26 protein-coding genes and 1 tRNA gene are annotated in these 26,802 nt (G+C 71.2%); 7 read left to right on the forward strand and 20 right to left on the reverse strand.

Annotated elements, in window-relative coordinates; translation table 11 throughout:
* Window positions 1-77: 77 nt before the first annotated feature.
* Together CLT74_RS18375 and CLT74_RS18380 are read left to right on the forward strand one after the other, a co-directional pair.
* Window positions 78-1,037, forward strand: a complete 960-nt coding sequence (locus CLT74_RS18375; protein ID WP_099847633.1) for an acyl-CoA desaturase — start codon at window positions 78-80, stop codon at window positions 1,035-1,037.
* Window positions 1,038-1,143: 106 nt separating this feature from the next.
* Complete coding sequence (locus CLT74_RS18380) at window positions 1,144-1,830, forward strand: TetR/AcrR family transcriptional regulator (RefSeq protein WP_099847634.1); 687 nt, start codon at window positions 1,144-1,146, stop codon at window positions 1,828-1,830.
* A gap of 18 nt (window positions 1,831-1,848) precedes the next feature.
* Here CLT74_RS18380 and CLT74_RS18385 read toward each other — a convergent pair whose 3' ends face one another.
* The 9 genes from CLT74_RS18385 to CLT74_RS18415 all read right to left on the reverse strand — a co-directional run bounded on the left by CLT74_RS18385 (window position 1,849) and on the right by CLT74_RS18415 (window position 8,687).
* Window positions 1,849-2,328, reverse strand: a complete 480-nt coding sequence (locus tag CLT74_RS18385) for a DUF4383 domain-containing protein (RefSeq protein WP_099852311.1) — start codon at window positions 2,326-2,328, stop codon at window positions 1,849-1,851.
* A 280-nt stretch (window positions 2,329-2,608) separates the two neighbouring features.
* Window positions 2,609-3,064 carry a DUF4383 domain-containing protein gene (locus CLT74_RS18390; RefSeq protein ID WP_099847635.1) on the reverse strand — a complete coding sequence of 152 codons (456 nt, stop codon included), beginning with the start codon at window positions 3,062-3,064 and terminating at the stop codon, window positions 2,609-2,611.
* A 124-nt stretch (window positions 3,065-3,188) separates the two neighbouring features.
* Window positions 3,189-4,991 carry an ABC-F family ATP-binding cassette domain-containing protein gene (locus tag CLT74_RS18395; protein WP_099852315.1) on the reverse strand — a complete coding sequence of 601 codons (1,803 nt, stop codon included), beginning with the start codon at window positions 4,989-4,991 and terminating at the stop codon, window positions 3,189-3,191.
* A 99-nt stretch (window positions 4,992-5,090) separates the two neighbouring features.
* Complete coding sequence (locus CLT74_RS31425; protein WP_486582742.1) at window positions 5,091-5,222, reverse strand: hypothetical protein; 132 nt, start codon at window positions 5,220-5,222, stop codon at window positions 5,091-5,093.
* Window positions 5,168-5,623, reverse strand: coding sequence for a TetR-like C-terminal domain-containing protein (locus CLT74_RS30250; RefSeq protein WP_143697179.1), 456 nt, complete (start codon window positions 5,621-5,623; stop codon window positions 5,168-5,170). The genes CLT74_RS31425 and CLT74_RS30250 overlap by 55 nt, the downstream gene beginning before the upstream one ends.
* A 39-nt stretch (window positions 5,624-5,662) precedes the next feature.
* Entirely contained in the window at window positions 5,663-6,610 is a 948-nt protein-coding gene (locus CLT74_RS18400; RefSeq protein WP_099847636.1) for a 4-(cytidine 5'-diphospho)-2-C-methyl-D-erythritol kinase, read from the reverse strand.
* On the reverse strand, window positions 6,607-6,855 hold the full coding sequence (locus CLT74_RS18405) for a hypothetical protein (RefSeq protein ID WP_486582399.1): 249 nt from the start codon (window positions 6,853-6,855) through the stop codon (window positions 6,607-6,609). Before CLT74_RS18405 ends, CLT74_RS18400 begins: the two co-directional genes overlap by 4 nt.
* A 32-nt stretch (window positions 6,856-6,887) precedes the next feature.
* Window positions 6,888-7,760: a 16S rRNA (adenine(1518)-N(6)/adenine(1519)-N(6))-dimethyltransferase RsmA gene (gene rsmA / locus CLT74_RS18410; RefSeq protein ID WP_099847637.1), complete on the reverse strand. Its 873-nt coding sequence runs from the start codon at window positions 7,758-7,760 to the stop codon at window positions 6,888-6,890.
* 18 nt (window positions 7,761-7,778) lie between these two features.
* Complete coding sequence (locus tag CLT74_RS18415) at window positions 7,779-8,687, reverse strand: TatD family hydrolase (RefSeq protein ID WP_099847638.1); 909 nt, start codon at window positions 8,685-8,687, stop codon at window positions 7,779-7,781.
* An 89-nt stretch (window positions 8,688-8,776) separates the two neighbouring features.
* Here CLT74_RS18415 and CLT74_RS18420 point away from each other — a divergent pair, with 89 nt between their 5' ends.
* Complete coding sequence (locus CLT74_RS18420) at window positions 8,777-10,033, forward strand: hypothetical protein (protein WP_099847639.1); 1,257 nt, start codon at window positions 8,777-8,779, stop codon at window positions 10,031-10,033.
* A gap of 83 nt (window positions 10,034-10,116) precedes the next feature.
* Complete coding sequence (locus CLT74_RS18425; RefSeq protein WP_099847640.1) at window positions 10,117-10,968, forward strand: alpha/beta fold hydrolase; 852 nt, start codon at window positions 10,117-10,119, stop codon at window positions 10,966-10,968.
* 100 nt (window positions 10,969-11,068) lie between these two features.
* Here the strand turns inward: CLT74_RS18425 and metG are convergent, their stop codons facing one another.
* Entirely contained in the window at window positions 11,069-12,871 is a 1,803-nt protein-coding gene (gene metG, locus CLT74_RS18430; RefSeq protein WP_099847641.1) for a methionine--tRNA ligase, read from the reverse strand.
* A gap of 150 nt (window positions 12,872-13,021) precedes the next feature.
* Here metG and CLT74_RS18435 point away from each other — a divergent pair, with 150 nt between their 5' ends.
* On the forward strand, window positions 13,022-13,960 hold the full coding sequence (locus CLT74_RS18435; RefSeq protein WP_199172213.1) for a hypothetical protein: 939 nt from the start codon (window positions 13,022-13,024) through the stop codon (window positions 13,958-13,960).
* Between the two features lie 9 nt (window positions 13,961-13,969).
* On the opposite strand, the gene rsmI is transcribed toward CLT74_RS18435, so the two are convergent.
* A complete protein-coding gene (gene rsmI / locus CLT74_RS18440) occupies window positions 13,970-14,836 on the reverse strand; it encodes a 16S rRNA (cytidine(1402)-2'-O)-methyltransferase (RefSeq protein ID WP_486582400.1) in 867 nt (288 codons plus the stop codon).
* 66 nt (window positions 14,837-14,902) lie between these two features.
* Here rsmI and CLT74_RS18445 point away from each other — a divergent pair, with 66 nt between their 5' ends.
* Entirely contained in the window at window positions 14,903-16,594 is a 1,692-nt protein-coding gene (locus tag CLT74_RS18445) for a phospholipid carrier-dependent glycosyltransferase (RefSeq protein WP_099847643.1), read from the forward strand.
* 347 nt (window positions 16,595-16,941) lie between these two features.
* Here the strand turns inward: CLT74_RS18445 and CLT74_RS18450 are convergent, their stop codons facing one another.
* The gene (locus CLT74_RS18450; RefSeq protein WP_199172214.1) at window positions 16,942-17,214 is read right to left on the reverse strand and encodes a hypothetical protein; all 273 of its coding nucleotides are present in this window, start codon (window positions 17,212-17,214) and stop codon (window positions 16,942-16,944) included.
* A gap of 267 nt (window positions 17,215-17,481) precedes the next feature.
* Here CLT74_RS18450 and CLT74_RS18455 point away from each other — a divergent pair, with 267 nt between their 5' ends.
* A complete protein-coding gene (locus tag CLT74_RS18455) occupies window positions 17,482-18,159 on the forward strand; it encodes a 4'-phosphopantetheinyl transferase superfamily protein (protein ID WP_099852331.1) in 678 nt (225 codons plus the stop codon).
* A gap of 129 nt (window positions 18,160-18,288) precedes the next feature.
* Here CLT74_RS18455 and CLT74_RS18460 read toward each other — a convergent pair whose 3' ends face one another.
* The 8 genes from CLT74_RS18460 to CLT74_RS18495 form a co-directional block, all read right to left on the reverse strand.
* The gene (locus CLT74_RS18460) at window positions 18,289-18,879 is read right to left on the reverse strand and encodes a DUF305 domain-containing protein (protein ID WP_486582401.1); all 591 of its coding nucleotides are present in this window, start codon (window positions 18,877-18,879) and stop codon (window positions 18,289-18,291) included.
* Window positions 18,880-18,996: 117 nt separating this feature from the next.
* Complete coding sequence (locus tag CLT74_RS18465; RefSeq protein WP_099847645.1) at window positions 18,997-19,422, reverse strand: DUF6153 family protein; 426 nt, start codon at window positions 19,420-19,422, stop codon at window positions 18,997-18,999.
* A 53-nt stretch (window positions 19,423-19,475) separates the two neighbouring features.
* Window positions 19,476-21,899: a DUF4132 domain-containing protein gene (locus CLT74_RS18470; protein WP_099847646.1), complete on the reverse strand. Its 2,424-nt coding sequence runs from the start codon at window positions 21,897-21,899 to the stop codon at window positions 19,476-19,478.
* Entirely contained in the window at window positions 21,899-22,294 is a 396-nt protein-coding gene (locus tag CLT74_RS18475) for a hypothetical protein (RefSeq protein WP_486582402.1), read from the reverse strand. Before CLT74_RS18475 ends, CLT74_RS18470 begins: the two co-directional genes overlap by 1 nt.
* 59 nt (window positions 22,295-22,353) lie before the next feature.
* Complete coding sequence (locus tag CLT74_RS18480) at window positions 22,354-23,769, reverse strand: family 43 glycosylhydrolase (RefSeq protein WP_486582403.1); 1,416 nt, start codon at window positions 23,767-23,769, stop codon at window positions 22,354-22,356.
* Window positions 23,770-24,109: 340 nt separating this feature from the next.
* Entirely contained in the window at window positions 24,110-25,009 is a 900-nt protein-coding gene (locus CLT74_RS18485; protein WP_099847647.1) for a pentapeptide repeat-containing protein, read from the reverse strand.
* Between the two features lie 572 nt (window positions 25,010-25,581).
* Window positions 25,582-25,658, reverse strand: a tRNA-Ala gene (locus CLT74_RS18490).
* Between the two features lie 223 nt (window positions 25,659-25,881).
* Complete coding sequence (locus CLT74_RS18495; RefSeq protein WP_099847648.1) at window positions 25,882-26,787, reverse strand: hypothetical protein; 906 nt, start codon at window positions 26,785-26,787, stop codon at window positions 25,882-25,884.
* Window positions 26,788-26,802 lie beyond the last annotated feature (15 nt).

Here is a 26,802-nt window from a genome sequence, read left to right on the forward strand (position 1 = left end):
GATGCGATCTACCAGGGCCGTAAGTTACGGTGACGTAGGCGTAGATTCGTGAACCCGATCGTCCCCTGCGAGGTGCCATGTCCGCCGCCGTTCTCGACCCTCATTCAACCGGCCCCAAGCCCCTCACCCAGGGCACCCAGTCACGCGGCATCCTGATCGCGCTGTGGTCCTTCGTGGTGATCCCGTTCGCGGCACTGATCGCCGCCGTACCGGTGGCCTGGGGTGGCTGGCTCAGCTGGGTCGACGTGGGCATCGCGGCGTTCTGGTACGTGGTGTCGGGCCTGGGCATCACGGTCGGCTACCACCGCTACTTCACCCACGGCTCGTTCAAGGCGAAGCGGTGGCTGCGCATCGCGCTGGCCGCCTCGGGCTCGCTCGCCGTGCAGGGCGAGATCATTCAGTGGGTGGCCGACCACCGGCGGCACCACGCCTTCTCCGACCTGGAGGGCGACCCGCACTCCCCGTGGCGGTTCGGCACCACGGTGCGGGGTCTGATCAAGGGACTGTTCCACGCGCACATGGGCTGGTTGTTCGGCCGGGAGTTGTCCAACCGGGAGCGCTTCGCGCCGGACCTGCTGGCCGACCGGGACATCCGCCGGATGGACCGGTTCTTCCCGGTGCTGGTGATCGTCTCGGTGCTCGGGCCGGCGGTGATGGGCTGGCTGTTGACGTGGTCCTGGCAGGGGGCGTTGACCGCGCTGTTCTGGGCCGGCCTGGTCCGCATCTCGCTGCTGCACCACGTCACCTGGTCGATCAACTCGGTGTGCCATGTGTACGGGGAGCGGCCGTTCATGATGCGTCACGGCGACCGGGCGGCGAACTTCTGGCCCCTGGCGCTGCTGTCCTTCGGGGAGAGCTGGCACAACCTGCACCATGCCGATCCGACGAGCGCCCGACACGGTGTCCTGCGGGGGCAGATCGACATCTCGGCCCGGGTGATCTGGCTGTTCGAGAAGGTGGGCGCGGCGTGGGACGTGCGCTGGCCGAAGCCGGACCGGATCGCGGCGAAGCTGGTGAAGCCGGCGGCCTCCGGGTGATCGGGCGACCAACCCGCAAGTTACCTGGCAGTATGTTCGGGTGACCGGTCGGAAAACAGGCAGCATCCCACAACAGGGCGTCACCGAGCGCCAGCGAGGTGACGAGATGGCCGAGGTTCCCCGCGAGGTGGGTGGCAAACGGCGGCGGGCGGTGCCCGCCGCCGCGGCCAAGCCGACGTCACGGGTACGCATGTCCGCGGCTCAGCGGCGGGAGCAGTTGATCTCGATCGGTCGACAGATCTTCGCCGAGCGCGGCTTCGACGCCACCTCCATCGAGGAGGTGGCGTCGCGGGCGAAGGTTTCCAAGCCGGTTATCTACGAGCACTTCGGTGGCAAGGAAGGGCTCTACGCGGTGGTGGTGGACCGGGAGGTCCGGTCGCTGCTGGAGCGGATCACGACGGCGCTGACCGCGGGTCATCCGCGGGAGTTGCTGGAGCAGGCCGCGCTGGCCCTGCTCGGCTACATCGAGGAGGAGACAAGCGGGTTCCGGGTGCTGGTACGGGAGTCGCCCGTGCTGTCGGCGACAGGCAACTTCAGCAGCGTGATGAACGACGTGGCGCACCAGGTGGAGCACATTCTCGGCGCGGAGTTCTCCAGTCGTGGCTACGACCCGAAGCTTGCCGAGTTGTACGCGCAGGCGCTTGTCGGCATGGTGGCGTTGACCGGCCGTTGGTGGCTGGAGGTGCGTAAGCCGCGCAAGGAGACGGTGGCCGCGCACCTGGTGAATCTCTCCTGGAACGGGTTGTCGCATCTGGAGGCCAGGCCGGGCCTGATCACCGTGGGCGGACGCTGACCCGTCCACCGCGCCCGGTCAGCGGCGGCGGTGGATCTCGGCGACGGGGTGGCTCCGGCGGTTCCGCTCGGCCTCGGCGTCCTCGTGCGGGCCGATCTTGTCGTAGAGGCCGGTGCCGAGCAGGATCAGCCCGAAGAGCATCGAGACGATGACCGTCGACATGGAGAAGTTCAGGAAGTTGGCGTCGGTCTGGAGTACCGACATCATCAGGATGCTGGTGACCAGGAAGACGGCTCCGGCGGTGAGGTTCATGTAGTGGCCCAGGTTGGTGCTCCTCGACGCACCGACGATGAGCACGATGCCGAAGGCGATGGAGACCAGCGAGAAGGCCAGGTTGGTGCGGAGGCCGAGCGCCCAGGTGCCGTTCCGGCCGAAGAGCGGGTCGCCCCAGGTGAGCGCGGTGCCCCAGACGCCGAAGATCAGGATGTAGAGCCCGACCAGACCGGACAGCGCCCGGTAGAACGGCCGCGCCGGATGGTTGACCGGAAAGTGCGGCATCGGCTCCTCCACGCAAAGCGGGACAACAACGACATTGTCCCCCAATCACGCGCTTCGCGTCCCTCAAACGCCAATTGCGGCCCCACCGCCCGAAGCGACCGCGAGGCTGACCGAGACGCACCCATGCACCTCAAGATCCCCCGCCCCGGCCGGGCGCTCCGGACGGATGCGCAATCCCGACAGGTTCTCGCCGGAGCCCGACCCGCGCAGGGATCAAGCCTGACCGCCCGGAGCGGGTCGGGCTCCGGCGAAAACCACAACCGGAACCAGAAGCAGAACCTCAGAGCACGAGCCGAGCCTTCTGCCACGCCTCGTGCTCGTCGTCGGTGCCGACCTTGCCGTACATACCGGCCATCAGCAGTACCAGGCTGAGCACCATGTGGACGATCACCGTGGCGACGCTCAGGTTGAAGATGTTGGCCTCGGTCCGGATGAAGGCGAGACCCGCGAGGCTGACCGCCATGATCAGGTACGCCGACCACTGGTTGATCAGCACGTCGAGGTTGCGGCCGATGGCGGTGCCGGCCAGCACGATCGCGCCGACCACGATGTTGAACAGGGAGAAGCCGAGGTTCGTGCCCTGCCCCAGGGCCTGGGTGTCGCCCTGGCTGAAGAAGGGTTCGCCGGTGCTGGTCAGGAGGCCGATCACACCGAAGGCCACCAGGTACAGACCGATCAGTCCGCCGATCGCCCGGTAGATCGGCCGCGCGGGGTGGTTGACGGGAGTGTGGGCCATGTCTGTGTCTCCAACGCCGTTTGGGTGAGGGTCGACGGCGATTCTCCCGCATCCGGCGGTGTGACGCCGCACACGGGTACCGGGGACGCCGCGTCCGGACGGCGTCGCCGTCGGGCAGGGCGGTTCAGCTCGCGGGGATGTCGTCGGCCAGGGTGAGCCAGGCCTGCTCGGCCTCCTCCCGTTCGCCGCGTACCTGGGTGAGCTGGGCGTCCAGTTCGGCCACCCGGGTGTAGTCGGTGGCGTTCGCGGCGAGTTGGTCGAGCAGCGCCGCTTCCTTCTGTTCGAGCTTGCCGACCTGTCGTTCGAGGCGGGCCAGTTCCTTGCGGGCCTGCCGGGCCTCGGCGGCGCTCATTCCGCCGCCGGCCGGGGTGGTGGTCGGCGCCGTGGGCGCGGGGGTACGGCCGGGTCCCGGCCGGTCGTTGGCGCGGGCGAGGTATTCGTCGACACCGCCGGGCAGGTGCACCAGCCGGCCGTCGCCGAACATGCCGTACACCGAATCGGTCACCCGCTCGATGAGGTAGCGGTCGTGGCTGGCCACCACGATGGTGCCGGGCCAGGAGTCGAGCAGGTCCTCCAACGCGGCCAGGGTGTCGGTGTCGAGGTCGTTCGTGGGCTCGTCGAGCAGCAGCACGTTCGGTTCAGCGGCGAGCAGCCGCAGCATCTGGAGTCGACGCCGTTCGCCGCCGGAGAGGTCTCCGACCGGGGTCCAGAGACGCTTGTCGTCGAAGCCGAACACCTCGGCGAGCTGGGCGGCGGAGATCTCCCGGTCGCCGAGGCGGACCCGTCGGGCGACCTCCTCGACGGCTTCGAGGACGCGCAGCTCACTGGGGAGTTCGGCGAGTTCCTGGGAGAGGAAGGCGGCCCGTACGGTGCTGCCGGTGATCAGCCGCCCGCTCTCGGGGCGGGTGACACCGGCGAGCAGCCGCAGCAGGGTGGTCTTGCCCGCGCCGTTGGCGCCGAGGATGGCGACCCGGTCACCGGGACCGACCTGCCAGGTGGCGTCGTCGAGGATGGTCTTGGGGCCGGCGTGCAGCCGAACGTGTTCCAGGTCGTACACCTGCTTGCCGAGCCGGGCGGTGGCGAGCCGCTGCAGCGACATGGTGTCGCGCGGTGGCGGCACGTCGGCGATGAGCGCGTTGGCGGCGTCGATGCGGAACTTCGGCTTCGAGGTGCGGGCCGGGGGGCCACGGCGCAGCCAGGCGATCTCCTTGCGGAGCAGGTTCTGCCGGCGCGCCTCGGTGGCGGCGGCGATGCGTTCCCGCTCAGCGCGGGCGAGGATCCAGGCGGCGTAGCCACCCTCGTAGGCCCGCACGCTCTGGTCGGCGACTTCCCAGGTGGTGGTGCAGACGGCGTCGAGGAACCAGCGGTCGTGGGTCACCACGACCAGGGCGCCCTTGCGGTTGAGTAGGTGCCGGGCCAGCCAGTCGACGCCACTGACGTCGAGGTGGTTGGTGGGCTCGTCGAGGATGAGCAGGTCGGCGTCGCGGACCAGCAGCGCGGCGAGTGCGACCCGGCGGCGTTCGCCGCCGGACATCGGCCCGACCGGGGCGTCCAGACCCAGGTGGGGCATGCCGAGCCCGTCGAGGATGGCGCGTACGCCGGCGTCGCCGGCCCATTCGTGCTCCGCGCCCATGCTCTCGGCGAGCCACTCGGTGCCCAGGACGACGTCGCGGACGGTGGCCTCGGGGCTGAGGGTGAGGTTCTGTGGCAGCCAGGCGACCCGCAGGTCGCGGCGGTGGGTGACCCGGCCGTCGTCGGGTTCCTCGATACGGGTCAGCATGCGTAGCAGCGTGGACTTGCCGGCGCCGTTGAGCCCGACGACGCCGATCCGGTCGGCGTCCTCCAGGCCGAGCGAGACCTCGGTGAGCAGCGGCCCGGCCGCGCCGTAGCCCTTGGACACCCGGTCCAGGTTGACGATGTTGGCCACGTACCCACCTTCCATGATCAAGGCGTCCCGGTGCCGGGGGCACCTGGGGACGCCTGTCATTCCAGGGTACGCGGGCGGGTCGCCGTTGCTGCGGGTCGGTTATCCCGGGTCGGGCAGGCCGATCAGGTCGGCCATCTGGCGGCTCTGCTGGTCGAAGTACTCCTCACGGGCTTCGATCACGCCGTTGAGCTGGCCGAAGACCTCGAAACTGACAGCTCCGAAGCAGTGGATCCAGGCGGTGGTGGCTCGGGCCAGCAGCGCTTCGGGTAGTCCGGGGAAGAGTCGGTCGCGGACGGCGGCGAGGTCGGATCGGACCGGTCCGGGCAGTCTCCCGGGCCGGGATCGGCAAGCGCGCCGGTGGCGAGGCCGTCGGTGAGGATGCCGATCAGTGCGGCCGGGGTCCGGGCCGCCGCGGTGGTGGTCTCCTGCGGGGCCGCGTACCCGGGCACCGGGCTGCCGAAGAGCAGGGCGTACTCGGCGGGGTTGGACAGCGCCCAGCCCGACCGTTCGTCATGGACTCCACCGCCGCCACCGCCACCTTCGGCCGACGTCCGCAGCCGCTGGACGAGGCGCTGCGTGAAACGGCCGCGCTGCTCGGCGGTGTCCCGGACACCGGGCCCCGGCGGACCCAACCGAGCACCACCTGACCCGCGCCGGGTCGGCGGGTGGACTCAGGTGATCCGGGCGCCGTGCACCGGACCGTGGGCGACGCGGGCCTGCCGGCACACCCCGGCGGCCGCCAACTCGGCGGCGACGCGTTCGGCGTCAGCGGCGTCCGCAGTGAGGAACACGCAGGTGGGCCCCGACCCGGAGACGATGCCGGCCAGCGCCCCGGCCGCCTCGCCGGCCTTCAGGGTGCCCGCCAGCGACGGTCGCATGGCCAGGGCGGCGTCCTGAAGGTCGTTGCCGAGGGTCGGTGCGAGCACCCGGGGGTCGCGCTGTCGCAGCGCGGCCAGCAGGCCGTCGGTGCTGCCCAGGGGCGGCCCGGCGGCCCCGGTCTCGCGGAGCCGATCGAGTTCCCGGTACGCCTCCGGGGTGGACAGACCACCGTCGGCGATGGCGACCACCCAGTGCCAGGAGGTGGGCCGGGCCAGCACCGGGCTGACCGCCTCACCGCGGCCGGTGCCCAGGGCGGTGCCGCCGTGGACCAGGAAGGGCACGTCCGAGCCGAGGTCGGCGGCGATGCTCGCCAACTCGTCACGGGACAGGCCGGTGCCCCACAGGGCGTCGCAGGCGACCAGGGCGGCAGCCGCGTCGGCGCTGCCGCCGGCGAGCCCGCCGGCCAGCGGGATCTGCTTGCGCAGGTGCAGCCGGGCGTGCGGCATCACCCCGGCGTAACCGGCGAGAGCGTGCGCCGCCCGGATGATCAGGTTGGAGTCGTCGAGGGCGAGTTCCCCGGTGCCCTCGCCCTCCATGGTGAGGGTCAGCGTGTCGCCGCGCCGCGCGGTCAGCTCGTCGTAGATCGAGATCGCGTGGTAGACCGTGTTCAGCTCGTGGTAGCCGTCCCGGCGCAGCGGGCCGACCCCCAGGTGCAGGTTGACCTTGGCGGGCACCCGTACCCGGACCGGACCGGTCGCCCCGCGCGGCTCGTCGTCGTCCGGTCGCCAGGCCTCGGTCACGGGGTGATGTCCCGGACGGGCAACCGCACGTCGAACGGCTTGGTCACGATCAGCTCCTCGGCGGAGTCGGCGACCAGCTCGTAGCGGCCGTCGACGAGGTCGTACGCGTACACGTGCACGGGATTTCGGGGGGCGTCGTCGGGGAGGGCCAGCACGTCCTCGATCGTGTGGTTGGCCAGGCGTTGCCGAACCGGGTCCGGGCCCCACATGCCGGACCCGTCGGGATCGATCAGCTGGGCGGTCACTGGTACACCTCCTCGGCGGGCACGGGCTCAGCCTACTGGGCTGCCGGCGTACGGCTCGGGGCCGACGCGGCGACGGCGGCGAACTGCTCGACGGTGAGTGACTCGCCGCGTGCACCGGGGTCGACACCGGCGGCGGTGAGTGCGGCGGCGGCCCGGTCGGCGCCGCCGGCCCAGCCGGCCAGCGCGGCCCGCAACGTCTTGCGCCGCTGCGCGAAGGCGGCGTCCACCACCGAGAAGACCTGCGCCCGGGGCACGTCGGCGCGGGGTGGCTCGCGGCGGGTGAACGCGACCAGGCCGGAGTCGACGTTGGGCACCGGCCAGAACACGTTCGGCGGCACCTTCCCGGCGGCGCGGGCGTACGCGTACCAGGCGAGCTTGACCGACGGTATGCCGTACACCTTGGAGCCGGGACCGGCGACGAGCCGGTCGGCTACCTCCTTCTGCACCATCACCAGCCCGTGCCGGAGGCTGGGCAGCTCGGCGAGCAGGTGCAGCACCACGGGCACGGCGACGTTGTAGGGCAGGTTGGCCACCAGCGCGGTGGGCGCCGGGTCGGGCAGGTCGGCGGCGGTGATCCGCAGGGCGTCCGCGTGGTGCACGCTGAGCCGGTCGGCGGCCGGGCCGGCGTGCCGGGCGGCGGTGTCGGCGAGCGCGCCGGCAAGCGTGGCGTCGATCTCGACGGCGTGCACGTGGGCGGCGGCGGGCAGCAGGGCGAGGGTGAGCGAGCCCAACCCGGGGCCGACCTCCAGCGCCACGTCGTCGGCGGTGAGTCCGGCGGTGGCGACGATCCGGCGCACCGTGTTGGGGTCGTGCACGAAGTTCTGGCCGAGCTTCTTGGTGGGCGCGACGCCGAGCCGGGCGGCGAGGTCCCGGATCTCCGCCGGGCCGAGCAGGTCTGCGGCCATAACCCGACAGCGTACGGGTCAGCCTGGGACGCCAGCCGGGTGCCAGGGACCGAAGGCCCGTTCACCGGTGGCCGAGATGGCGGCGCAGAGTGCGTCGAGGTCGGTGCCGGTGGTGGCGGCCAGCGCCCGGACGGTCAATGGGATCAGGTACGAGGCGTTGGGCCGGCCCCGGTGCGGCACGGGAGTGAGGTAGGGCGCGTCGGTCTCCACCAGGATCTGGTCGAGCGGGGTCAGCGCGGCGGCCTCGCGCAACGCCCCGGCACTGGCGAAGGTGACGGTGCCGGCGAAGCTGAGCAGGTAGCCCCGGCGGACGCATTCGGCGGCGAACTCGGCGTCGCCGGAGAAGCAGTGCATCACCACCGTGTCCGGTGCGCCCTCGTCGTCGAGGATGCGCAGCACGTCGGCGTGCGCGTCCCGGTCGTGGATCACAAGCGTGCGGCCGTACCGTTTGGCGATGGCGATGTGCGCGCGGAAGCTCTCCTCCTGCGCGGCGCGGCCCTCGTCACCGGTGCGGTAGCGGTCCATTCCGGTCTCGCCGACACCGCGCACCCGGTCCTGACCCGCCAGGGCCTCGATCTCGCGCAGGGCACCGTCGAGGTCGGCCAACCGGGGGGCCTCGTTGGGGTGCAGCGCGACGGTGGCCACCACCGCCGGGTAGCTGTCCGCCGCCTCGACACCCCAGCGGGAGGAGGCGACGTCCACCCCGACCTGCACCAGCCGGTCGACCCCCACGGCGGCGGCGACATCGATGGCCGCGGCAACCGGGTCGGCGGCGTCGCCGCCCCCGGGCACCCCGGCCTCGCTGACGGTGATGTCGAGGTGGGTGTGGCTGTCCAGGACCGGTAGGGGCAACGGCTCGGGTGCGGGTGGGAACTCTCCGGCACGGCGGGCGGCGCGCTGGCTACGGGACTCGGTCGGCTCGCTCATCTCGTCGACAGCATCACACACCGACCGAGTCCATCCGCACGCCACCCGGAGTTCACCTCGGCTACGCCCCGCACCCCTACCGTCGCGGAGTGGACGCGCGAAGCGAGCTTTCCCGGGCCGGCGGTACGGTGCCGGAGCGGACCGGTCTGCGGGTGGCGTTCGGCGGTGCGGTTTATCCGGCGGAGGAGATCGCACGGGGCGCGGCGTACGAGTTGTTCAGCGCCGACGAGGCGACAGGTTTCGAGTGGGCGCCCCGACCGAACTCGGCGCTGCCCTGGCGACGGTTCGTGCACGTCACCGAGATCACCGCGGTGCACGGGGCGACTGAGCAGGCCGAGGAGCCGGAGACGCCGCTGCTGGTGCCGCTGCACCGGGAGCGGGGCTGGTCGGAGGTGCACCGGCTCGCCCAGCAGCCGGCCGCCGCCGACGATCCGCTGATCACTGCGGTACGCGCCTCGGCCGGTGTCCGGCGGGGTACCCGGATGATGAAGATCCTCTCCGCCCGGCAGCTCGCCGGCTACGTCCGGGGCTGGTTGCCGCACGGGTTCTGCTACCGGGAACACGACGTGGCGCACCTGCGTACCCCGACGACGACGAGTGTGCTGCGTACCGACGGCGGGGACGGCCGCGACGGCGCGGACGTGACGTACGCGCTGCGGTGGCGCGCCGCCGACCAGGGTGACTACGACGTGCCGGCGGGTGCCGCGTACCGCGGCCTGGCGGCCCTGGGGGCGCGGGACCGGTTGGGTCCGGCGGTGCTCGGTACCGGTTTCACGCCGAGCAGCCATCACCTGATTCCGGAGTTCGTCACCCGGGACTTCGCCGACCTGCCGATGCCGGCGAACGCCACCCTGCTGGCCTACCCGGCGGAGGGTGTGGAGGTGGTGCTCTACGCCTACCAGGCGGAGCAGCGGGGCTGGCTACGGATGGTCGGGCCACAGTGGCGACACCTGCTCGCCGCGGTGCCGGGTCTGTCGCCGGACCAGGAGTATGTGCCGACCGGGGAGGCGCCGCGCTCGACCCGACTGGTGGGTACGTACGCGGGCGGCGAGTACGAGGCGGTCGCCGACCTGCCCGGCGGCTTCCGGGTGCTGGCGCTGACCCGGGCCGCCCGGTACCCGGTCGACGGGGCGAGCCGACGACTGCGCCTGGCCGCCTGGCGGGGGGTGCCGTGTCTGGTGCTGCGCGAGGAGTCGGGCTGGCTGCGGTTACGGCTGCGACGACCGGATCCGGACGCGGTCGCCGCCACCGGAGCACAGTGTCACGAACGGGGTGTCTACGAGACATGGGCCCCGGGCGGTGAGGTCACCGACGATCAGGTGGTGGATCATCCGTACCTCCTCTGAGCTGGTCCTTCGGGTCGGGTGGCGGAGGAATATCGGATGCCCGCCGGGGAAGGCTCGACTTCCCACCTGAACAGGAGGACGAGATGCCCTTCATCACCGTCGGCACGGAGAACTCCGCGCCCATCGACCTGTACTACGAGGACCATGGGTCGGGTCAGCCGATCGTGCTCATCCACGGGTTCCCCTTCAACGGGGCGACCTGGGAGAAGGTCTCCGGACCGCTGCTCGACGCCGGATACCGGGTGATCACGTACGACCGCCGCGGCTACGGCAACTCGGCACAGCCGGCGTTCGGGTACGACTACGACACCTTCGCCGCCGATCTCGACGTGCTGATGACCGAGCTGGATCTGCGCAACACGATCCTGGTCGGCCACTCGATGGGTACCGGCGAGGTGACCCGCTATCTGGGCGCGTACGGTTCGGATCGGGTGGACCGGGCGGTGCTGCTGGCACCGCTGGCGCCGTACCTGCGGCAGGCCCCGGACAACCCCGAGGGTGTCGAGGCGAGCATCTTCGAGGGGTTCAAGCAGGCGATCACGCAGGACCGGTTCGCCTACCTCACGCAGTTCTGCAACACCTTCTTCAACTACGACGAGAACAAGGGCAAGCTGGTCAGCGAGGAGGCGTACCGAGCGCACTGGAACATCGGGGCGATGGCCTCCGCCAAGGCCACGCACGACAGCGTGGACGCGTGGGGCACCGACTTCCGGGCCGACGTGTCCCGGATCGACGTGCCGGTGCTGATCGTGCAGGGCGACAAGGACAACGTGCTGCCGTACCCGAAGACCGGCCAGCGGTTGCAGCCGATGCTCGCCGACAGCCGGTTGGTCACCCTCAAGGGCGCGCCGCACGGCACCCCGTGGACCAACGCCACCGAGGTGAACCAGGCGATCATGGAGTTCATCGGCTCGCCGGCCATGGCCCGCGCCTGATCCGGTCCGGGCCGCCGTCCGGCGCGGACCGCACCGCGCCGGGCCACGCGGACGACATGATGGGCGCGACCCGGTACGGGACGCGCCCATCACTGCGCGGTCAGCTTTCGAGCCGGGCCAGCTCCTCGTCCACGATCGAGGGATCGAGCTTGCGGAAGACCGGCTTGGGCGCCGCGAGCGGCCGGCCCACCACGAGCGGTACGGACTCCCACCGCGCGCCCTGGGTGTAGTCCCCGGTCAGCACCGGGTACGCGGGCCCGACGTCGAGGTCGGCGACCTCCTCGATGACCGGCATCGGGGCGTGCACCCCGGTGCCGCCGAGCAGCTCGTGGATCTTCTGCGCGGAGTGCGGCAGGAACGGGGTGAGCAGCGTGTTGGCGTCGCTCACCACCTGGAGGGCGACGTGCAGGATGGTGCCCATCCGGGGCTTGTCCGCGGCGTCCTTGAGCTTCCACGGCGCCTGCTCGGAGAGGTACTTGTTGGCTTCGGCGACCACCTTCATCGCCTCACCGATGGCCTGCTTCTGCCGGTGCCGGGCGATCAGGTCACCCACCGTCGCGAAGCCGGCGCGCGCCACGGCCAGCAGCGCCTCGTCGGCCTCGGTCAGCCCGGCCGGGTCGATCGGCGGGATCTCGCCGAAGTTCTTCGCCGCCATCGATACGGACCGGTTGACCAGGTTGCCCCAGCCGGCGACCAGTTCGTCGTTGTTGCGGCGCAGGAACTCGGCCCAGGTGAAGTCGGTGTCGTTGTTCTCCGGCCCGGCCACCGCGATGAAGTAGCGCAACGCGTCGGCGTCGTAGCGCTGGAGGAAGTCGCGGACGTAGATGACCACCCGGCGGGAGGACGAGAACTTGCGTCCCTCCATGGTCAGGAACTCGCTGGAAACCACCTCGGTGGGCAGGTTGAGCCGGCCGAGCCGACCCGACTCACCGCCGCGATCACCCTCACCCGAGTAGCCGGCGAGCAACGCGGGCCAGATCACCGAGTGGAAGACGATGTTGTCCTTGCCCATGAAGTAGTAGGCCTGCGAGTCCTTCCCCTCGCCATCGGTGGACCACCACTTCCGCCAGGCTTCCGGGTCGCCGGTGCGGCGGGCCCACTCGATGGAGGCGGACAGGTAGCCGATGACGGCGTCGAACCACACGTAGATCCGTTTGTCGGTGCGCTCGCGCCAGCCGTCGAGCGGGATCGGTACGCCCCACTCCAGGTCGCGGGTGATGGCCCGGGGGTGCAGGTCGTCCAGCAGGTTCTTCGAGAAGCGCAGCACGTTCGGCCGCCAGCCCTCCCGGGTGTCCAGCCACTGCCGCAGGACGTCGGCCAGGGCGGGCAGGTCGAGGAAGAAGTGCTCGGTCTCGACGAACTCCGGCGCCTCCCCGTTGATCTTCGACCGCGGGTTGATCAGGTCGATCGGGTCGAGCTGGTTGCCGCAGTTGTCGCACTGGTCGCCCCGGGCGCTGTCGTAGCCGCAGATCGGACAGGTGCCCTCGATGTACCTGTCGGGCAGGGTGCGGCCGGTGGACGGCGAGATCGCCCCCATCGTGGTCTTCGGCACGATGTAGCCGTTGCGGTACATCCCCTCGAACAGCTCCTGCACCACCGCGTAGTGGTTGCCGGTGGTGGTGCGGGTGAACAGGTCGTAGGAGAGGCCGAGGCCGTGCAGATCCTCGACGATCACCCGGTTGTACCGGTCGGCCAGTTCGCGCGGCTTCAGCCCCTCGGCGTCGGCCTGCACCTGGATCGGCGTGCCGTGCTCGTCGGTGCCGGACACCATGAGCACGTCGTGACCGGCCATCCGCATGTACCTGGCGAACACGTCGGAGGGAACGCCGAAACCGGAGACGTGGCCGATGTGGCGCGGGCCGTTGGCGTACGGCCAGGCCACTGCCGCGAGAACGTGACTCATGGACAGAAAGCCTAGTGACCCCCGCGCGGTGGCCGCGAACCAATAGGGCTCCCCGCCCGGCGTGCTGATCCGACCGGCTCCGGCAAGTCGTCCGATTTGTCGCCGACACGCTGCCTGAGCTGCCGGATCAGCCACCTTCGCCGGTGTCCAATGGGACGTGTGACTGGCAGCCGAGCCGCCCGAGACCACTCCGACGGCCCTCTCCCCGACGCCGGGCCGGAGTCCGCCGGGCCGTCGCGTACCCAGGTGGTCGCGCCCCAGCCCCGCGCGGTGTCCTCGGCGGCACCCGAGGGGGAGGCCGGCGTCGCCGGACCGGATCCCGCCACCGTCGAGTTGCGGCACGGTGTCGAGGTGGAGCCGACCACCGGCGCTCCGGTGGACATGCTGCCGCGCCGGGTCCCGGTCCGGCCGGCCGGGCGTCGGGGCCGCCGGCACCGATCGCGTGACGACGGTACGCCGGACGAGGAGACCTTCTGGGCACCGATCGAGGAGGTCCACTGGGACGGCACACCGGTGCGGCAGGAGTCGCCCGGCGACGGCAGTCAGTGGTGGCGGCGGTTGCGGCCGGTGCGCCGGCACCGGGAACGGAGCAACCATCCGCCGGATCCGCTGGCGGGGCTGGCCGCGCTGATCGGGTTGAGCCTCGCGGCGGCCTTCTTCGCCTGGGTCAGCGCCGGCCCGCTCTGGCTCGCCGTCGGGCATGCCACCTCGGGCACGGCACTTGTCACCAGGTGCACCGGCGACGGTCTGACCCAGCGGTGCCGGGGCATCTTCACCGCGACGGACGAGGAGTTCCGGACCCACGGCGTACGGGTCAGCGGGGTGCCCCGCGACCGGGCGGTGCCCGGTTCGGCGCTGCCCGCCCGGGTGACCGGCCCGGACGGTCACGTCGCGTACGCCGACGGCGGGGTAGGCGCCCACCTACGCTGGCTGCTCGGGATGCTCGGGGTGGTGGGCTGTGCGGTGGGCATCGCCCGCTGGACCGGTGCGGCCCGGCTACCCGACCCGACCGAACGACGGTTGGCGATCACCGCGTCGTTGGCCGGGCCGCTGCTGACCGCACTCGGCTTCCTGATCGCCGCCTGGTAGCACCAGGACTCACTGGTGCACGAGGGCGTAGACGTCGCGGCGGCGCAACCCGTGCGCGGTCGCGACGTCGGTGATCGCATCCCGGCGGCTCCGGCCGGCCGCCTCCCGCTCGGCCACCGCCGCGCGCAGCACGTCGTCGTCGGGACGGACCGCGGGGGTGGCGGGAGCACCGGCCACCACGAGGGTGATCTCGCCGCGCGGATCGCCGTCGGCAGCCCACCGGGCCAACTCACCGAGCGGGCGACGCAGCACCTCCTCGTACGTCTTGGTCAGTTCGCGGCAGAGGGCCGCGGGCCGGTCGACGCCGAACGCGTCGGCCAGATCGGTGAGCGCGGCGGCGATCCGGTGCGGCGCTTCGAAGAGGACAAGCGTCCGTTCCTCGGCGGCGAGTGCCCGCAGCCGGGCCCGCCGGGCGCCGGGGGCACGGGGCAGGAAGCCCTCGAAGCAGAACCTGTCGCTGGGCAGCCCGGACAGGGCGAGGGCGGTGGTGACGGCGCTCGGACCCGGGGCGGCGGTGATCGGCACCCCGGCGTCCAGGGCGGCCCGGACCAACCGGTAGCCGGGGTCGGAGACGCTCGGCATGCCGCCGTCGGTGACCAGCGCGACCACATATCCCTCGGTGAGCACCTCGACAAGTTCCGGGGTACGCCGCTCCTCGTTGCCCTCGAAGTACGAGACGATCCGGCCGGGGATGGTCACGTCGAGATCGCGGGCGAGCCGGTGCAGCCGGCGGGTGTCCTCGGCGGCGACCACGTCGGCGGCGGCGAGCACCTCCCGCAGTCGGGTGGAGGCGTCGGCGGAGTTGCCGAGCGGCGCGCCGAGCAGAATCAGCCGGCCCGTTTCGGACATTCCACCCACAGCAGCGCTCTCTTTCATCGACGGGCGTACCGGATATGGGGACGACCGACACCACCGACCCCTTCCGCAGCCTACGATCGCCGGGTGACGAGTGCGTCGACAGCACAGAGCGCGAGCCCCGACCGGCCCTCGGAGCCGGCAGCGACCACCACCACCGCCACCGATCCGGTGGCGGGTGGGGTACCGGCGACGATCCGCCGCCGGTTGGCCACGGTCGAGGCCGGGCTGGACGACCGTTCGTGGTTGGCCACGGCGGTGGTGGTGGTCATCGCGGCGGTTCTCCGGTTCGCGAATCTCAGCCACCCGCCGGGCAAGATCTTCGACGAGGTCTACTACGCCCGGGACGCCTGGGGGCTTGTCGACAAGGGCGTGGAGTGGAACTACACGAACGACGTCGTGTCGTACGTGGTCCACCCGCCGCTGGGCAAGTGGTTGATCGGCTTAGGCGAGTGGGCCTTCGGCTACAGCGACGCCGAGCACGGCATCTCGGTCCCCGGCCACCTGTTCACCACCGCGCCGGAGTTCGGCTGGCGCTTCTCGGCGGCGCTGGTGGGCACCCTGTCGGTGCTGCTGCTGGTCCGGATCGGCCGCCGGATGTTCCGCTCCACGGTGCTCGGCTGCGCCGCCGGCCTGCTGCTCGCGGTCGACGGTTTCCACCTGGTGCTCTCCCGCACCGCGCTGCTCGACATCTTCCTGCTCTTCTTCATCCTGGCCGCCTTCGGCGCGCTGGTACTGGACCGGGACGCGACCCGCCGCCGGTGGGCCCGGGCCCTGGAGGCCGGGTTGGATCCGACCGCCCGGGGGCGGGCCGGCCGGCCGCCCGGCGGCTGGCGGAACTGGCCCTGGTGGCGGCTGGCGACCGGGGTGCTGCTCGGCTGCGCCTTCGCGGTGAAGTGGAGCGCGCTGTTCTTCGTACCCGTCTTCGCGCTGTTGATGTTCCTGTGGGACGTCGGCGCCCGGCGGTCGGCCGGGGTACGCCGGCCGTGGCGGGACACCCTGCTCGACGGCGTGCCCTGGATGGTGCTCGCCGGCCTGCTGATGGCTGTCACCTACGTCGCGACCTGGTCCGGTTGGCTGTTCGGCCAGGAGGGCTACTACCGGCTGGCCGAGCGGTACCCGGACGCCGGGCTCAGCGACACGCCCATCGTCGGCCCGCTGTGGAATCTGGTGCAGTACCACCAGGCCGCGCTCGGCTTCCACAGCCAGCTCGACGATCCGCACAAGTACCAGTCGTGGCCGTGGCAGTGGCTGCTGCTGGGCCGGCCGGTGGCGTTCCACTGGACCGGCGAGGGCCCCTGCGGTGCGGCGAGCTGCGCCGAGGAGGTCCTGCTGCTGGGCACCCCGCTGCTGTGGTGGTCGTTCCTACCCGCGCTTGTGGCACTGGTCTGGCTCGGCCTGGCCCGGCGGGACTGGCGGGCCGGAACGATCCTGCTCGCCGTGGCGGCCGGCCTGCTGCCCTGGTTCTGGTTCGCTCTCGACGGCCGGACGATGTTCGCCTTCTACGCCGCGCCCGCGCTGCCGTTCCTGGTGCTCGCCGTGGTCTACGTGCTGGGGGCCATCGCCTCGCCGGCGGGGCCGAGCGGTACCCGACCCGTGACCGGTGCCGACGACGAAGAGGCGAGCCGGGACCGCCGGCTGGTCGGCGGGGTGGTCGCCGGGGCGTACGTGGCGCTCGTCGTCCTCTGTTTCGCGTACTTCTATCCGATCTTCGTGGGCACGGTGCTGCCGTACGAGGACTGGTCTGCCCGGATGTGGCTCGGCGGGCGCTGGATCTGAACACCACGAAGGGCCCGTACGCCTCGGCGTACGGGCCCTTCGTCGGGAAATAGGACGCGCCCCGATCGCCTGCCACGGGGGAAGCGGGCGATTGGGGCGCGCACCAGCAGCTTAACCACCCGCGACCGGGGGCACAACGGGGCGGCACGGGTCAGATTTCCGACGAATGCTGAATGCGACAAGAAGTCAGGGCTGTCGTTGTCGCTGCGTGACTCCTCGCGGACTCTGCGCCGCCCAGGAGTGACCGCCCGACGCGGGGCTGAACCGTTTCGTCCAGCCACTCAGTAGCCTGTTACATCGCCGCGCATCGAATCGTCGGCCAGCCTGGATGGCGTCCGGGCGGGGACTCACTGCCGTTTGGGGCGGGGTGGCAACCAGCCGAAGAACCGGTCCTGCAACGACGTCGACCCGGCGACGTGCAGATCCTCCGCGGCGGCGGCGAGACAGGCGCCCAGGTAGACACTGAGCATCGCCCGATCCACGCCGTACTCGGTGAGCAACCGCTTCCGTTTGGGCTCGCACGGCCACTCGGCGCCACAGGTGCCACACGTCCATTCGGGGGTCACCGGAGCGTGCTCGCTCGCCCGTCCGGGAGGCGTGATTCCGCCCGCCTCCGCCACCGTGACTCCCGAGCGATCCGTAACACCCGTCATCGCGCTCCCTTCCGCCTCCACCGGGGGCAGCGGGCGTGCCCGCCCACCGCCGGGTCGAACATGCCCGTGCGCACCTACAGCGTTCGGGAACACTGAGGCGTTACAACGTTGCGGTACGTTGGCCAACCATGGCCGCCGCGACCCGCCGTAGGCATTGCGTCAACCGAGAGCACCCATCGTCCCCGGCCACTCGTACCAGCACCATTGGCCGAAAGCACCATCCCGGAGCCGCAGATGCGTGACCTGCTACCACCCGCCGTCGCGGTGGCCGTGGCGGGTCCGGACGACTGGTCCGGGCGGTTGCACGCAGCCGAGGTGGCCTGTCTCGGTGATCGCGCGGTGGACAGTCGCCGCCGCGACTTCACCGCCGGCCGGGTGTGCGCCCGACGCGCCATGGCGGCGCTCGGCCTACCACCGGTCGCCATACCGGCCGCCGCCGACCGCTCACCGGTCTGGCCGACGGGCACGGTCGGCACCATCACCCACACCCGCGGCTACTGCGCCGCCGCCGTCGCCCGCAGCGACGAGATCCGGGCGGTCGGCATGGATGCCGAGCAGCACCGCGAACTCAGTGCGGGGGTACGCCGACTGATCTGCCTGCCCGAGGAGGACGAGCAGGTCGAGCGACTGCCGCCCGGCGTCCACTGGCCGGCAGTGATCTTCAGTGCCAAGGAGACCGTCTACAAGGTGTGGCATCCGGTCGTCGGCAGCTGGCTCGACTTCCACGACGCGCTCGTGCACCTCGACCCCGACACCGGGACATTCATCGCCCGGATCTCATCTGCCCGGGTCACCGACGCGCCGGTCGAGCACCCGCCCGCACTGATCACCGGTCGCTTCGCGGTCGAGGCGGACCTCGTCCGTACCGCCGCGGTCGCGGACGTTGTCGGATTCGCCCCCTCCACCAGGTGAGCCCCACCGGCAGGTCATGTCGAGGTGCCCGCCCGACCTGCCGACGGTCCTGACGTCGAGCCATCGCCGGCAGCGAGTGCTTGTGCGCGGTGGTGCCCGGGCGGCGGACCGCCCGGGCACCGGACGGCGTCACAGCCGGGCGAGAACCTTCCTCATGGTGTCGATCTCGGCCTGCTGCGTGGTGACGATCCGCTGTGCCAGAGCTGTGGCGTCCGGGTTGACGCCCTGGGCGGCTTCCTCCTCGGCCATCGTGATGGCCCCCTCGTGATGCGCGATCATCATGGTGAGGAACTGCCTATCGAACTCCGTGCCGGAGGCAGCCGCGAGCTTGGCCATGTCGGCCTCGGACATCATGCCCGGCATCTCGTGGTCCATCTCGGGCATGCCGTGCCGGCCACCGCTGGCCATCGGCATCGGAGCGCCCCACGACGTGAGCCAGCCCCGCATCTGGGCCATCTCCGGCGCCTGGGCGTCCTTGATCTGCGTGGCGAGCTGCTTCACCTCCGGGTCGGAGGCACGGGTGGCGGCCAGGTCGGACATCTCGACCGCCTGCTCGTGATGCGGGATCATCATCTGCGCGAACATCACGTCGGCCGCGTTGCTGGTGGCGGATTCTCCGCTGATCGCGCTGGCCGACGGGCTGCCCGGCATGTTGTGGCCGGCGCTTGTCGAGTTGTCGGCGGCGCAGCCGGCGAGACCGATCGCCACGGTGAGGCTCACGCCGACCCAGACGGAACGGCGTGGACAGGTGCGATTCATGGTGTGACAGGGCCCTTCAGATTCGGTGGACAGAGACGAGTCGGCGCGGGCATCCATCCGGGTGACCGCTCGTCGCTCCTATATCCGCAGCACCGACGTCGACGCCGTGGTCAGACCGAACATGGGAAACGCTGGCGGGGCACGGCCGCCCCGGGCCCGGGTGAGCCGGCGGTCCGGCGGCAGCACGCTGCGCGTACGCCGGAGGAGATGAGCGGCGAGCACGGCGGCGAGTGCCAGGCCGGCGGCGATGGCCAGACAGACCGACCAGCCCGAGGGGTGACCGTGCCCCGGCTCCTCCGTGGTCTGGGCGGCCGGTGCCTCACACCGCTCGTCGTGGCAGCCGTCCAGGTGAGCTGAGGAGATCGGTGCGGCATGGCCGCCGTGGCCGGCCATGCCGAGGACGGGATCATGACCCAGGCTGTGCATCGCGGCCAACCCGAACAGGGTGCAGGCCAGCAGCACGAGCCGGAGCCATCGCCCGACGGTGGCCGCCTCGCCTCGCACCCGATCACCGTATCGCGGGGCAGACCACAGAGGGCCGCGATCCCGTCCGTCAGCTACCCGCCGGATCTGATCTGGCGGGTGATCGACGCGTCGGTGATCTCGGCGTCCTTCGCCAGCAGCAGCGCCTTGCTGAGGATGACCGCGAGCATGCCGTCTCCCTCGAACGGCAGGAACTGCTGTTCGCCCACCCGGCCGGTGCTGCGGTCCGGCACGATGCAGAGGTACTCGTCGTTCTGGCTCATCAGGATGTTGCCCGACCCCAGGTGGATCCGGTACGTGCGCAGCTCGCCCTCGACCACCAGGAAGCGGCCGTCGAGGTGGGCCCGCCGCCCCACCGCCAGCCGGGGCAGCAGCCGAACCAGCAGCTCCCGCCGGGTCTCGGCGGTCGCGGACAACTCCCCGAAGCTGTACGACGACCAGTAGTCCCGGAACCGGCCCTGTGGGCCACCGTCCGACCAGGTCGGGTCGTTGCCGACGCTGGCCACCCCGACGAAGAGATCGACGTCCCGCATGATCTCGCTGAGCACCAGTGGCGGGATCCGGTCGAGCGGCAACGGGTCGCCCGGCCGGGCGTCCGACCACGACGATGCCGAGTAGCCGCCCCCCGAGGCGTGCGACCAGTTCTGCGCGGCGGCAATCGGGTAGAAGCGCACCTGGTCGGTGACGAGCCGCAGGTAGGAGCCGCTGTCGGTGGTGTCGGTATCCCACTCGTCGCCGACCCCTTCCACCCAGTACTCGGCCCGCAGCCCCCACCCGGGCAGTTCCCAGAAGGTCGGCGGATAGGAGTCGTCGACCATCAGCCGCAGCCGGTCCGTCCAGCCCCGGACCGCGGCCAGGGCGTGGAACTGGTGCTGCCGCAGGATGTGCCCGGCGAACCGGTTGGAGTACGTGCCGGTGGTCACCTCAGCCGGCGTGAGCAGGTAGACCTCTCGATGTGCCTGCTTGAACGGCTGGACGATCCGGTGCCGCTCCAACCATTCCCGCCAACCGACCACCTCCGGCACCGACCGACCGATCGGGTGCCAGATCCGCACCTCGGCATCGTCGCCAGCGGCCACGGGGGTGTCGTCGACGGTGCGCAGTGCGTCGTCGGCCCAACCGCAGGGCACCCCGTCGACAAGCCACAGCAGCCGGCGGGCCAGCACGCCGACCACCGGATGATCCAGGTAACGCTGCCGCCAGGCGGCAAAGGTCCAGGTGCGTTGGGCCAGGAAGAGCCGGTCCAGCCGGGCCGCCTGGGCGGTCAGCATGCCGGTGATCTCCTTGGCCAGGCTCTTCAGGTCGGCCAGCTCCGCCGCGTGCTCCCGACGTACCGCCGCTGGTGGGCTCTTCACCTGCCGGCCGGTCTCCGTGAACCAGGCCAGCGCGACGCTTGTGGACACCAGCGACAGCTCGACCCGGCAGCCGCCGAGGGACACCTCGTGCCGACCCACCCCGGTCAGACCGTAGTCCGGAACGGCCAGCTCCTCGATTTCGTCCCGGCTGATGCCGAGGGCGGCGGCGCGAGCGTCGAGCGCCTTGTCGATCTCCTTGCGGGTGCCCTTGTAGGTGACGCGGGCCGACAACCGGGCCAGTTGCGCCAGCGCCGGCTCGCCGTCGAGTCGCCCGAGCACCCCGACCGCGGCGTTGGCGACCTTCGGGCAGGCCGGGCCGACGCCGGGCAGGCGACGCAGCATCGCCTCGACCAGGCCGCCGATGCGGCGCACCTGCTCCGGCGTCGGGCCGGTCCGCTCGACCAACCAGAGCAGGCCACGCAGCAGGTCGGCGTTCATCGGACTCGGCTGCTGGTGCGGGGCGCGGGCCGCGGTGGTGAGCCACCTGCCGAAAAGCTGCCCGGCCTCGCTCCGGTCGACCTGGGCGAGCAGCCGGCCCGCCTCGGTCGACCAGCCGGCCGTCGGACGGGGCGTGGTGGCGGTGCTGGCGTGGGCTACCAACTGTTTCCATGCCGGGTCCAGGGTGGGTAGCTCGGTCAGGATCTGCTGGGCCCAGGGGTCGTCCGGGTCGAGCCGCGGCCCGGCCAGTTCGGCGATGAACTGCCGCAGCCGTTGGCTCTCGTCGGACCTGTCGACGAGCACCTCCATCAGGTCGGCGGAGATCGGGCCGGTGGCGGCCAGGCCCCGCGCCACTGTCTCCAGCGCGGTAGGTGACAACGCGTACGGCTCCTCGACGGCGAACGCGGCGAGATCCTGAAGCTGCTCCGGCGCCAGATCGGTGGGGAGCCGGCGAGCCAACTGCCCGATCAGGTCGCGCGGCGGCCAGGTGTGGCGCCGGTCCTGCCGTACCAGGGCGGCCATCGCCTGCACGAGCAGCGCCACGTCCGGACGGGACAACGCGCGCAGCGCGGCGCGTACCTCAGGATTGTCGCGGCAGAGCCGGGCGTGCGTGTGGAGATGGCCGGCCAGGCTGTCCAGGTCCTTCGCGGCGACCAGGTCGCGGGCCCGGTCCGCGTACCAGACGGTGTCGGTGGTGGTGGTCATCAGCCACCGACCAGCGGGACGAGCTTGAGGAAGGTGACCTCCGTGTCGCGGCGCAGATCGACCTCGTCGTCCAGCTCCTCGATCTGCCGATCGCCGACAAGCACCACGAACCCGTTACTGCCGAACGCCTTCTCGGCGAGGGCTACCTGCCGCTGCGGGTCGACCCGACGGCGGGGCCGTTCGCCCTGGTCACCGTTGAGGGCACGCTCGGTCGAGGTGGGCTGCACCAGCGACCGACGTGGCTCCGGGCTGGCCGCGTTGTGCTCGGCCACCTCCTGGTGGATCCGCCGCCGGATCAGCTCGCGGAGCGTCAACCGCTCCTCGAAGATCTGCAAGGCCCACGCGGGAGTCCGCGTACCCGCAGTGCTCTCATCCACAAAGGTCACCGTCGCCATGGCGCGGAAGTCTAGGTACGCCCCCCGACATCCGGCCCGCTGCCGCCCCGGGCTGTCGCTCAGTCCAGGGCGAAGGTGGCCGAGGCCCGTCCGGCCGCGTCCGGTACCGCCTCCAGGTAGAGCAGGCCGTCGCGGTGGCGGACGTACTGGCCGGGGAAGTTCACCGACTCCAGCGACACCTTCGCCGCGTCCGCGAGCCCGGCCCGGCGGGTGAACGTGGCGTCCTGCCGGAAGAGGTTCGAGCCGTCGTTGCGTTCCACCCAGACCTGGTGGTTGCGGTGCCGCAGGAAGTAGCCGGGGTAGTTCGTCGACTCCAGCGAGATCGCCGAGGAGTTCGACAGGCCGGCGACGATCCGGAACTGCGAGTCGGCCAGGTTCGTCACGTTCGGCTCCAGCCGGACCCGGAACTCCCAGTGCCGCAGGTAGCGGTCGGGCAGGTCGTGGGCGCGCAGCCGGACCGGCGTCAGTCCGTCCGGCACCGGTACGCCGAAGTTCGGCGTACCGTCGGCGTTCCAGTAGACCCGCTGGACCCGGGTCCGCCGGTTCGGGTCGCTCAGCGGGTCGTACCCGTTGCCGAGGTACCGCTCGTAGTTGCGGGAGTGGTAGACGATCACGTCGCTGCCGTCCTCGGCGACGGTGAACGAGTTGTGCCCCGGGCCGTACTGACCCGTCCGGCTGTCACTGGCCAGCACCGGCGTGGCGCGCTTGCTCCACGACGCCGGGTTCAGCAGGTCGCTGCCGGCAGCGGCGGTGAGCAGGCCGACGGCGTAACTGGCGTCGGTCGCGCTCGCCGAGTAGGTCAGGAAGACCCGGCCGTTGCGGATCAGCACCGCCGGTCCCTCGTTCACCCGGTAACCCCGGGTCTCCCAGGCGTACGTCGGGGTGGCGATGAGGGTCGGCGTGCCCGCGTACGTCCACGGGTTGACGGCCCGGGCGAGGTAGATGTTCGAGTTGCTGCCGGCGTACTCCGCCCAGGCCAGGTAGCGCTGGCCGTTGTGCACGAAGGTGGTCGCGTCGAGGGAGAAGCTGCTGCGCGCCGGCTGGAGCTGGCCGCGCTCCACCCACGGGCCGTCGAGCGGGTTGGCGGCGCTGCTCTCCAGCACGTACGGCCGGATAGCCCAGATGTCGTCGGTGCGGCCGGCGGCGAAGTAGACGTACCACCGGCCGTCGATGAAGTGGATCTCCGGAGCCCAGATGTGCGCGCCCATCTCGCCGCTGCTGTGCCGGCGCCAGATCACCCGCTCGGGTGCGGTGGCGAGCCCCTGGAGGGTGGTGGCGCGGCGCAGCACGATCCGGTCGTACTCGGGCACCGTGGCGGTGAAGTAGTAGTAACCGTCGGTGTGCCGGTGGATGTGCGGATCAGCGCGCTGCTCGGCCAGCGGGTTGGTGAAGGTGACGGCGGCGGCCTGCGCTGGGGCGGCCGGTCCCACCAGGACACCTGCCGCAGTCGTCAGCAGGACGGCGGTCGCCGCCACCCAACTGCGACACCTGAGCTGCCGACGCGCCATCGCCTTCGCCCTTCCGCCAACCGCGAGCCGGCCATCCGGGAGCGGGCACGGTCCCCGTCCGACCGTGCCCGCCGTGCCCGCTACCTCATTGATAGCGTTAACATTCACTCCCCGTCAAGAGACCGACATCTATCGGACGCCCGGCCGCAACACTCCACCGCCCAGCGCAGGCATCCCGGATCACGGCCCGCCCACGGGAGCGGGGCAACCTCGTCGGCTGAGCAGGGTCGCTGGATTCCGCAGACCTTGTCGCACCGGCGGGCAACGGAGGCCAACGACGCCGCCACGGCCGGTGGGTCGGATCCGGCTAATTCCAGGTGATTGTCGAACACTCCGCAAGGCGCGATGCGCCAACGGGCGGCGGTTCGACGCCTGCGGGGAGTTTCGTTTCAGCATCGGTGACGGCGCACTGCAGCTGGCTTGATGAAAGGTCTGTCACGCCGCGCAGATCGGCACCCGAAAGATCCGCCTGCCAGAGTGATGCTCCGAACAGAGCAGCGTTACGCAGACTTGCTCCCGAGAAATCGGCGACGTGGAGAATGGAATGGGAAAGATTGGCGTTGTCGAGCTCGGCCATCTCCAGCTTCGTGCCCCGCAGACTGGCGCTCGACATCCGGGCCTCGCGCAGATCCACACCCCGCAGGTCAGCTCCATCGAGGGTGATGCCATCGACTTGGGCCCCCCGGAGATAGGTGTCCGGAAGCTCCAATCCGTCGCCACTGCGCTGGTTGTTTGCCAGCCCTTCCGACGTCAACACCGCCCGGTCGTCCTCTTCGGAGTTTCTCCTGGCGAGAACTGTCAACGCAGCCTGGATGTCCATCGGCAACCAGGTGCGGTCCGATCGGTTCACAGCTCGACTGGTCGACGCCGGCGCCGCATCGGGCTCAGGGACGGCCGGCAGCGGAGAATTCAACCTGACGAATCCGGCGATTATCTCGATCGTCGCCGGCTGGTCGGATGGCGAGTTCCGCATCAACTGCTCAAGCGCATAGATGGCACCCACCCGGAGCAGGAGCTTCTCGCGCCCAGGTTCGTTGAGTTGCCGAACCGCGTCGTTGTACCTGTCGCTGGCCTGCCCCTTGAGTGCCACATCGAGCTGCGCACGGTCCGCCTCACTACCGAGATACAGTCCGACCGCGACCACGAAGACCGACAGGATGCTCCCGACGGCGATCAGGCGCTGCCAGGGATCCGGCCTGATTTCCACGGGCGGAGAATCCCGGTTCCGGGCTCGTGCTGCGCCAGCCGACGTTCGGTACCGACCACTGTTCGCATGTCCACTGGCCCGAGCACGGCGTTTTCCGCGACCTTGACCAAGGCTTGGACTTCCGCCCGACCCACCAACCCTCGCCTTCTTCCCCACGTGCTTCTTGCGGAAGACCACTCTCAACCCCTCGACGCGGCCACGAGATCATCGGAGCGAACCATCACGGAATCGGCGCCTGGTCGCAGCTGCAAGATACGACGCAGTCATGATCACTTTGGAGTCGATCCTGGTTTGGTCGAGTCGGATTGTGGACATCGTCAAGCGCACTCACTACGACGGCGCGACGCCGCCGGCAACTCACGGCACCGACAGCAGGAGTTCGGAAGGGTGGCTGCCCAGGGTGAGAAAACTGGACGGAACTGTTGGTGGGGCTTGCCCCCACCGTCTTTCGGCAAGAGACACAGACATCGGCCACCTGCACATCGGCGGACCAGCCGAAAAGTCCGAGAATCCTCGCTGGTCTGCACCCCAGCGATCTTGCTAGCAGCGTGTCCGCTGCTCAACGGTGTTACTGGTGGAGCTGAGGGGATTTGAACCCCTGACCCCCTCGATGCGAACGAGGTGCGCTACCGGTCTGCGCCACAGCCCCTCCGCCGGTGAACCGGCGTCGGTCCCACCCGGCTTTCACCGGGCGGGCCGGCGACAAGGCTAACAGGTCGAGCGCTCCCGCCGCGAACCACCCCGCCACCCGGCCCCACAAGATCCGCGCAGTTTCCCCGATGTTGTCGCCTCGCCCACCGAACGCGGAGCCTGAGCACCTCGCCCCACCCAACGCGGAGCCCGAGCACCTCGCCCACCCGACGCGGGGTGGGTCAGGCGGTGTGGGAGCCGGGGCCGGTTTCGTAGGGGCGACCGCGTAGGCCGCCGGTGCGGCGGTAGGAGACCGAGCCGCCGTTGGCGGCTTGCGGCAGGTCAGCGGGGCGGTCCAGGCCCATCGCGCTACGCCGGACGGATTCCCGCTGGGCCGCCAGGCGGCGCTGCGCCTCTCGGCGGGCGGCCGCCCGGCGGGCCTGCTCCCGGCGTACCTCGGCCTGGCGGGCGGCCAGCCACGCGGCCTCCCGAGCCCGGGCCCGGCGTCGTCGGCGGTCGGCCAACGCGCGGGCGCGCAGGTGTACGACGTACACGATCAGCAGGGTGGCGGTGACGCCGAAGCTGATCCAGAATCCGGGGCCCACGACCAGCACGCCGACCAGCTCGACGGCGTTGAGCAGCACCAGCGCGGCGAGCACCCGGCGGCGGCGGTAGATGGCGGGGGTGTGGTGGTGCCGCCGGTCGGGGCGGCGGCGGGGTCGAGCCCCGCCCGCCGGTACGGCGCGCAGCCGGCTCGGCCGACCGGAGCGGCGCGGCAACCGGCGCTCCCCCGACGCGCGGGAGGAGTCCGAGCCCGGCTCACCTGGTGACGGCGACCCGGATGCGTCAGCTGCCCGGCGCGGCGCGGGCGGGACCGAGCGGCGCAGGGCGGGCGGGCCGGAGACCGGAGTGGCGAGTTCCCCCGAGTCGCGGTCCTCGCTGAGGGTGATCACCAGGGCGCGGGAGGGGTTCACCGGTCGCCGCCCCGGGACAGTGCGACGGCGTCGGCGGCGCTGGAGCACCCGCGCCGTCGACTGCGCCCGCTCCGCCACCAGCCGCTCGGCGGCGTCGTACCGACGAACCAGCGCCGGAGCGAGGGCGAGCAGCCCGGCGGCGGCGAGGACGGCGAGGAGCACCGAGGTCGGCACCCTCACCCCTCCCGT

Source organism: Verrucosispora sp. CNZ293, assembly GCF_002754655.1.

Bases quoted from the DNA above. Each gene is read 5' to 3' on its own strand.
- CLT74_RS18375 (WP_099847633.1), top strand. From the start codon at position 78: ATGTCCGCCGCCGTTCTCGACCCTCATTCAACCGGCCCCAAGCCCCTC.
- CLT74_RS18380 (WP_099847634.1), top strand. From the start codon at position 1,144: ATGGCCGAGGTTCCCCGCGAGGTGGGTGGCAAACGGCGGCGGGCGGTG.
- CLT74_RS18385 (WP_099852311.1), bottom strand. From the start codon at position 2,328: ATGCCGCACTTTCCGGTCAACCATCCGGCGCGGCCGTTCTACCGGGCG.
- CLT74_RS18390 (WP_099847635.1), bottom strand. From the start codon at position 3,064: ATGGCCCACACTCCCGTCAACCACCCCGCGCGGCCGATCTACCGGGCG.
- rsmA (WP_099847637.1), bottom strand. From the start codon at position 7,760: ATGGCCGCAGACCTGCTCGGCCCGGCGGAGATCCGGGACCTCGCCGCC.
- CLT74_RS18415 (WP_099847638.1), bottom strand. From the start codon at position 8,687: ATGAGCGAGCCGACCGAGTCCCGTAGCCAGCGCGCCGCCCGCCGTGCC.
- CLT74_RS18425 (WP_099847640.1), top strand. From the start codon at position 10,117: ATGCCCTTCATCACCGTCGGCACGGAGAACTCCGCGCCCATCGACCTG.
- metG (WP_099847641.1), bottom strand. From the start codon at position 12,871: ATGAGTCACGTTCTCGCGGCAGTGGCCTGGCCGTACGCCAACGGCCCG.
- CLT74_RS18435 (WP_199172213.1), top strand. From the start codon at position 13,022: ATGGGACGTGTGACTGGCAGCCGAGCCGCCCGAGACCACTCCGACGGC.
- rsmI (WP_486582400.1), bottom strand. From the start codon at position 14,836: ATGAAAGAGAGCGCTGCTGTGGGTGGAATGTCCGAAACGGGCCGGCTG.
- CLT74_RS18455 (WP_099852331.1), top strand. From the start codon at position 17,482: ATGCGTGACCTGCTACCACCCGCCGTCGCGGTGGCCGTGGCGGGTCCG.
- CLT74_RS18470 (WP_099847646.1), bottom strand. From the start codon at position 21,899: ATGACCACCACCACCGACACCGTCTGGTACGCGGACCGGGCCCGCGAC.
- CLT74_RS18475 (WP_486582402.1), bottom strand. From the start codon at position 22,294: ATGGCGACGGTGACCTTTGTGGATGAGAGCACTGCGGGTACGCGGACT.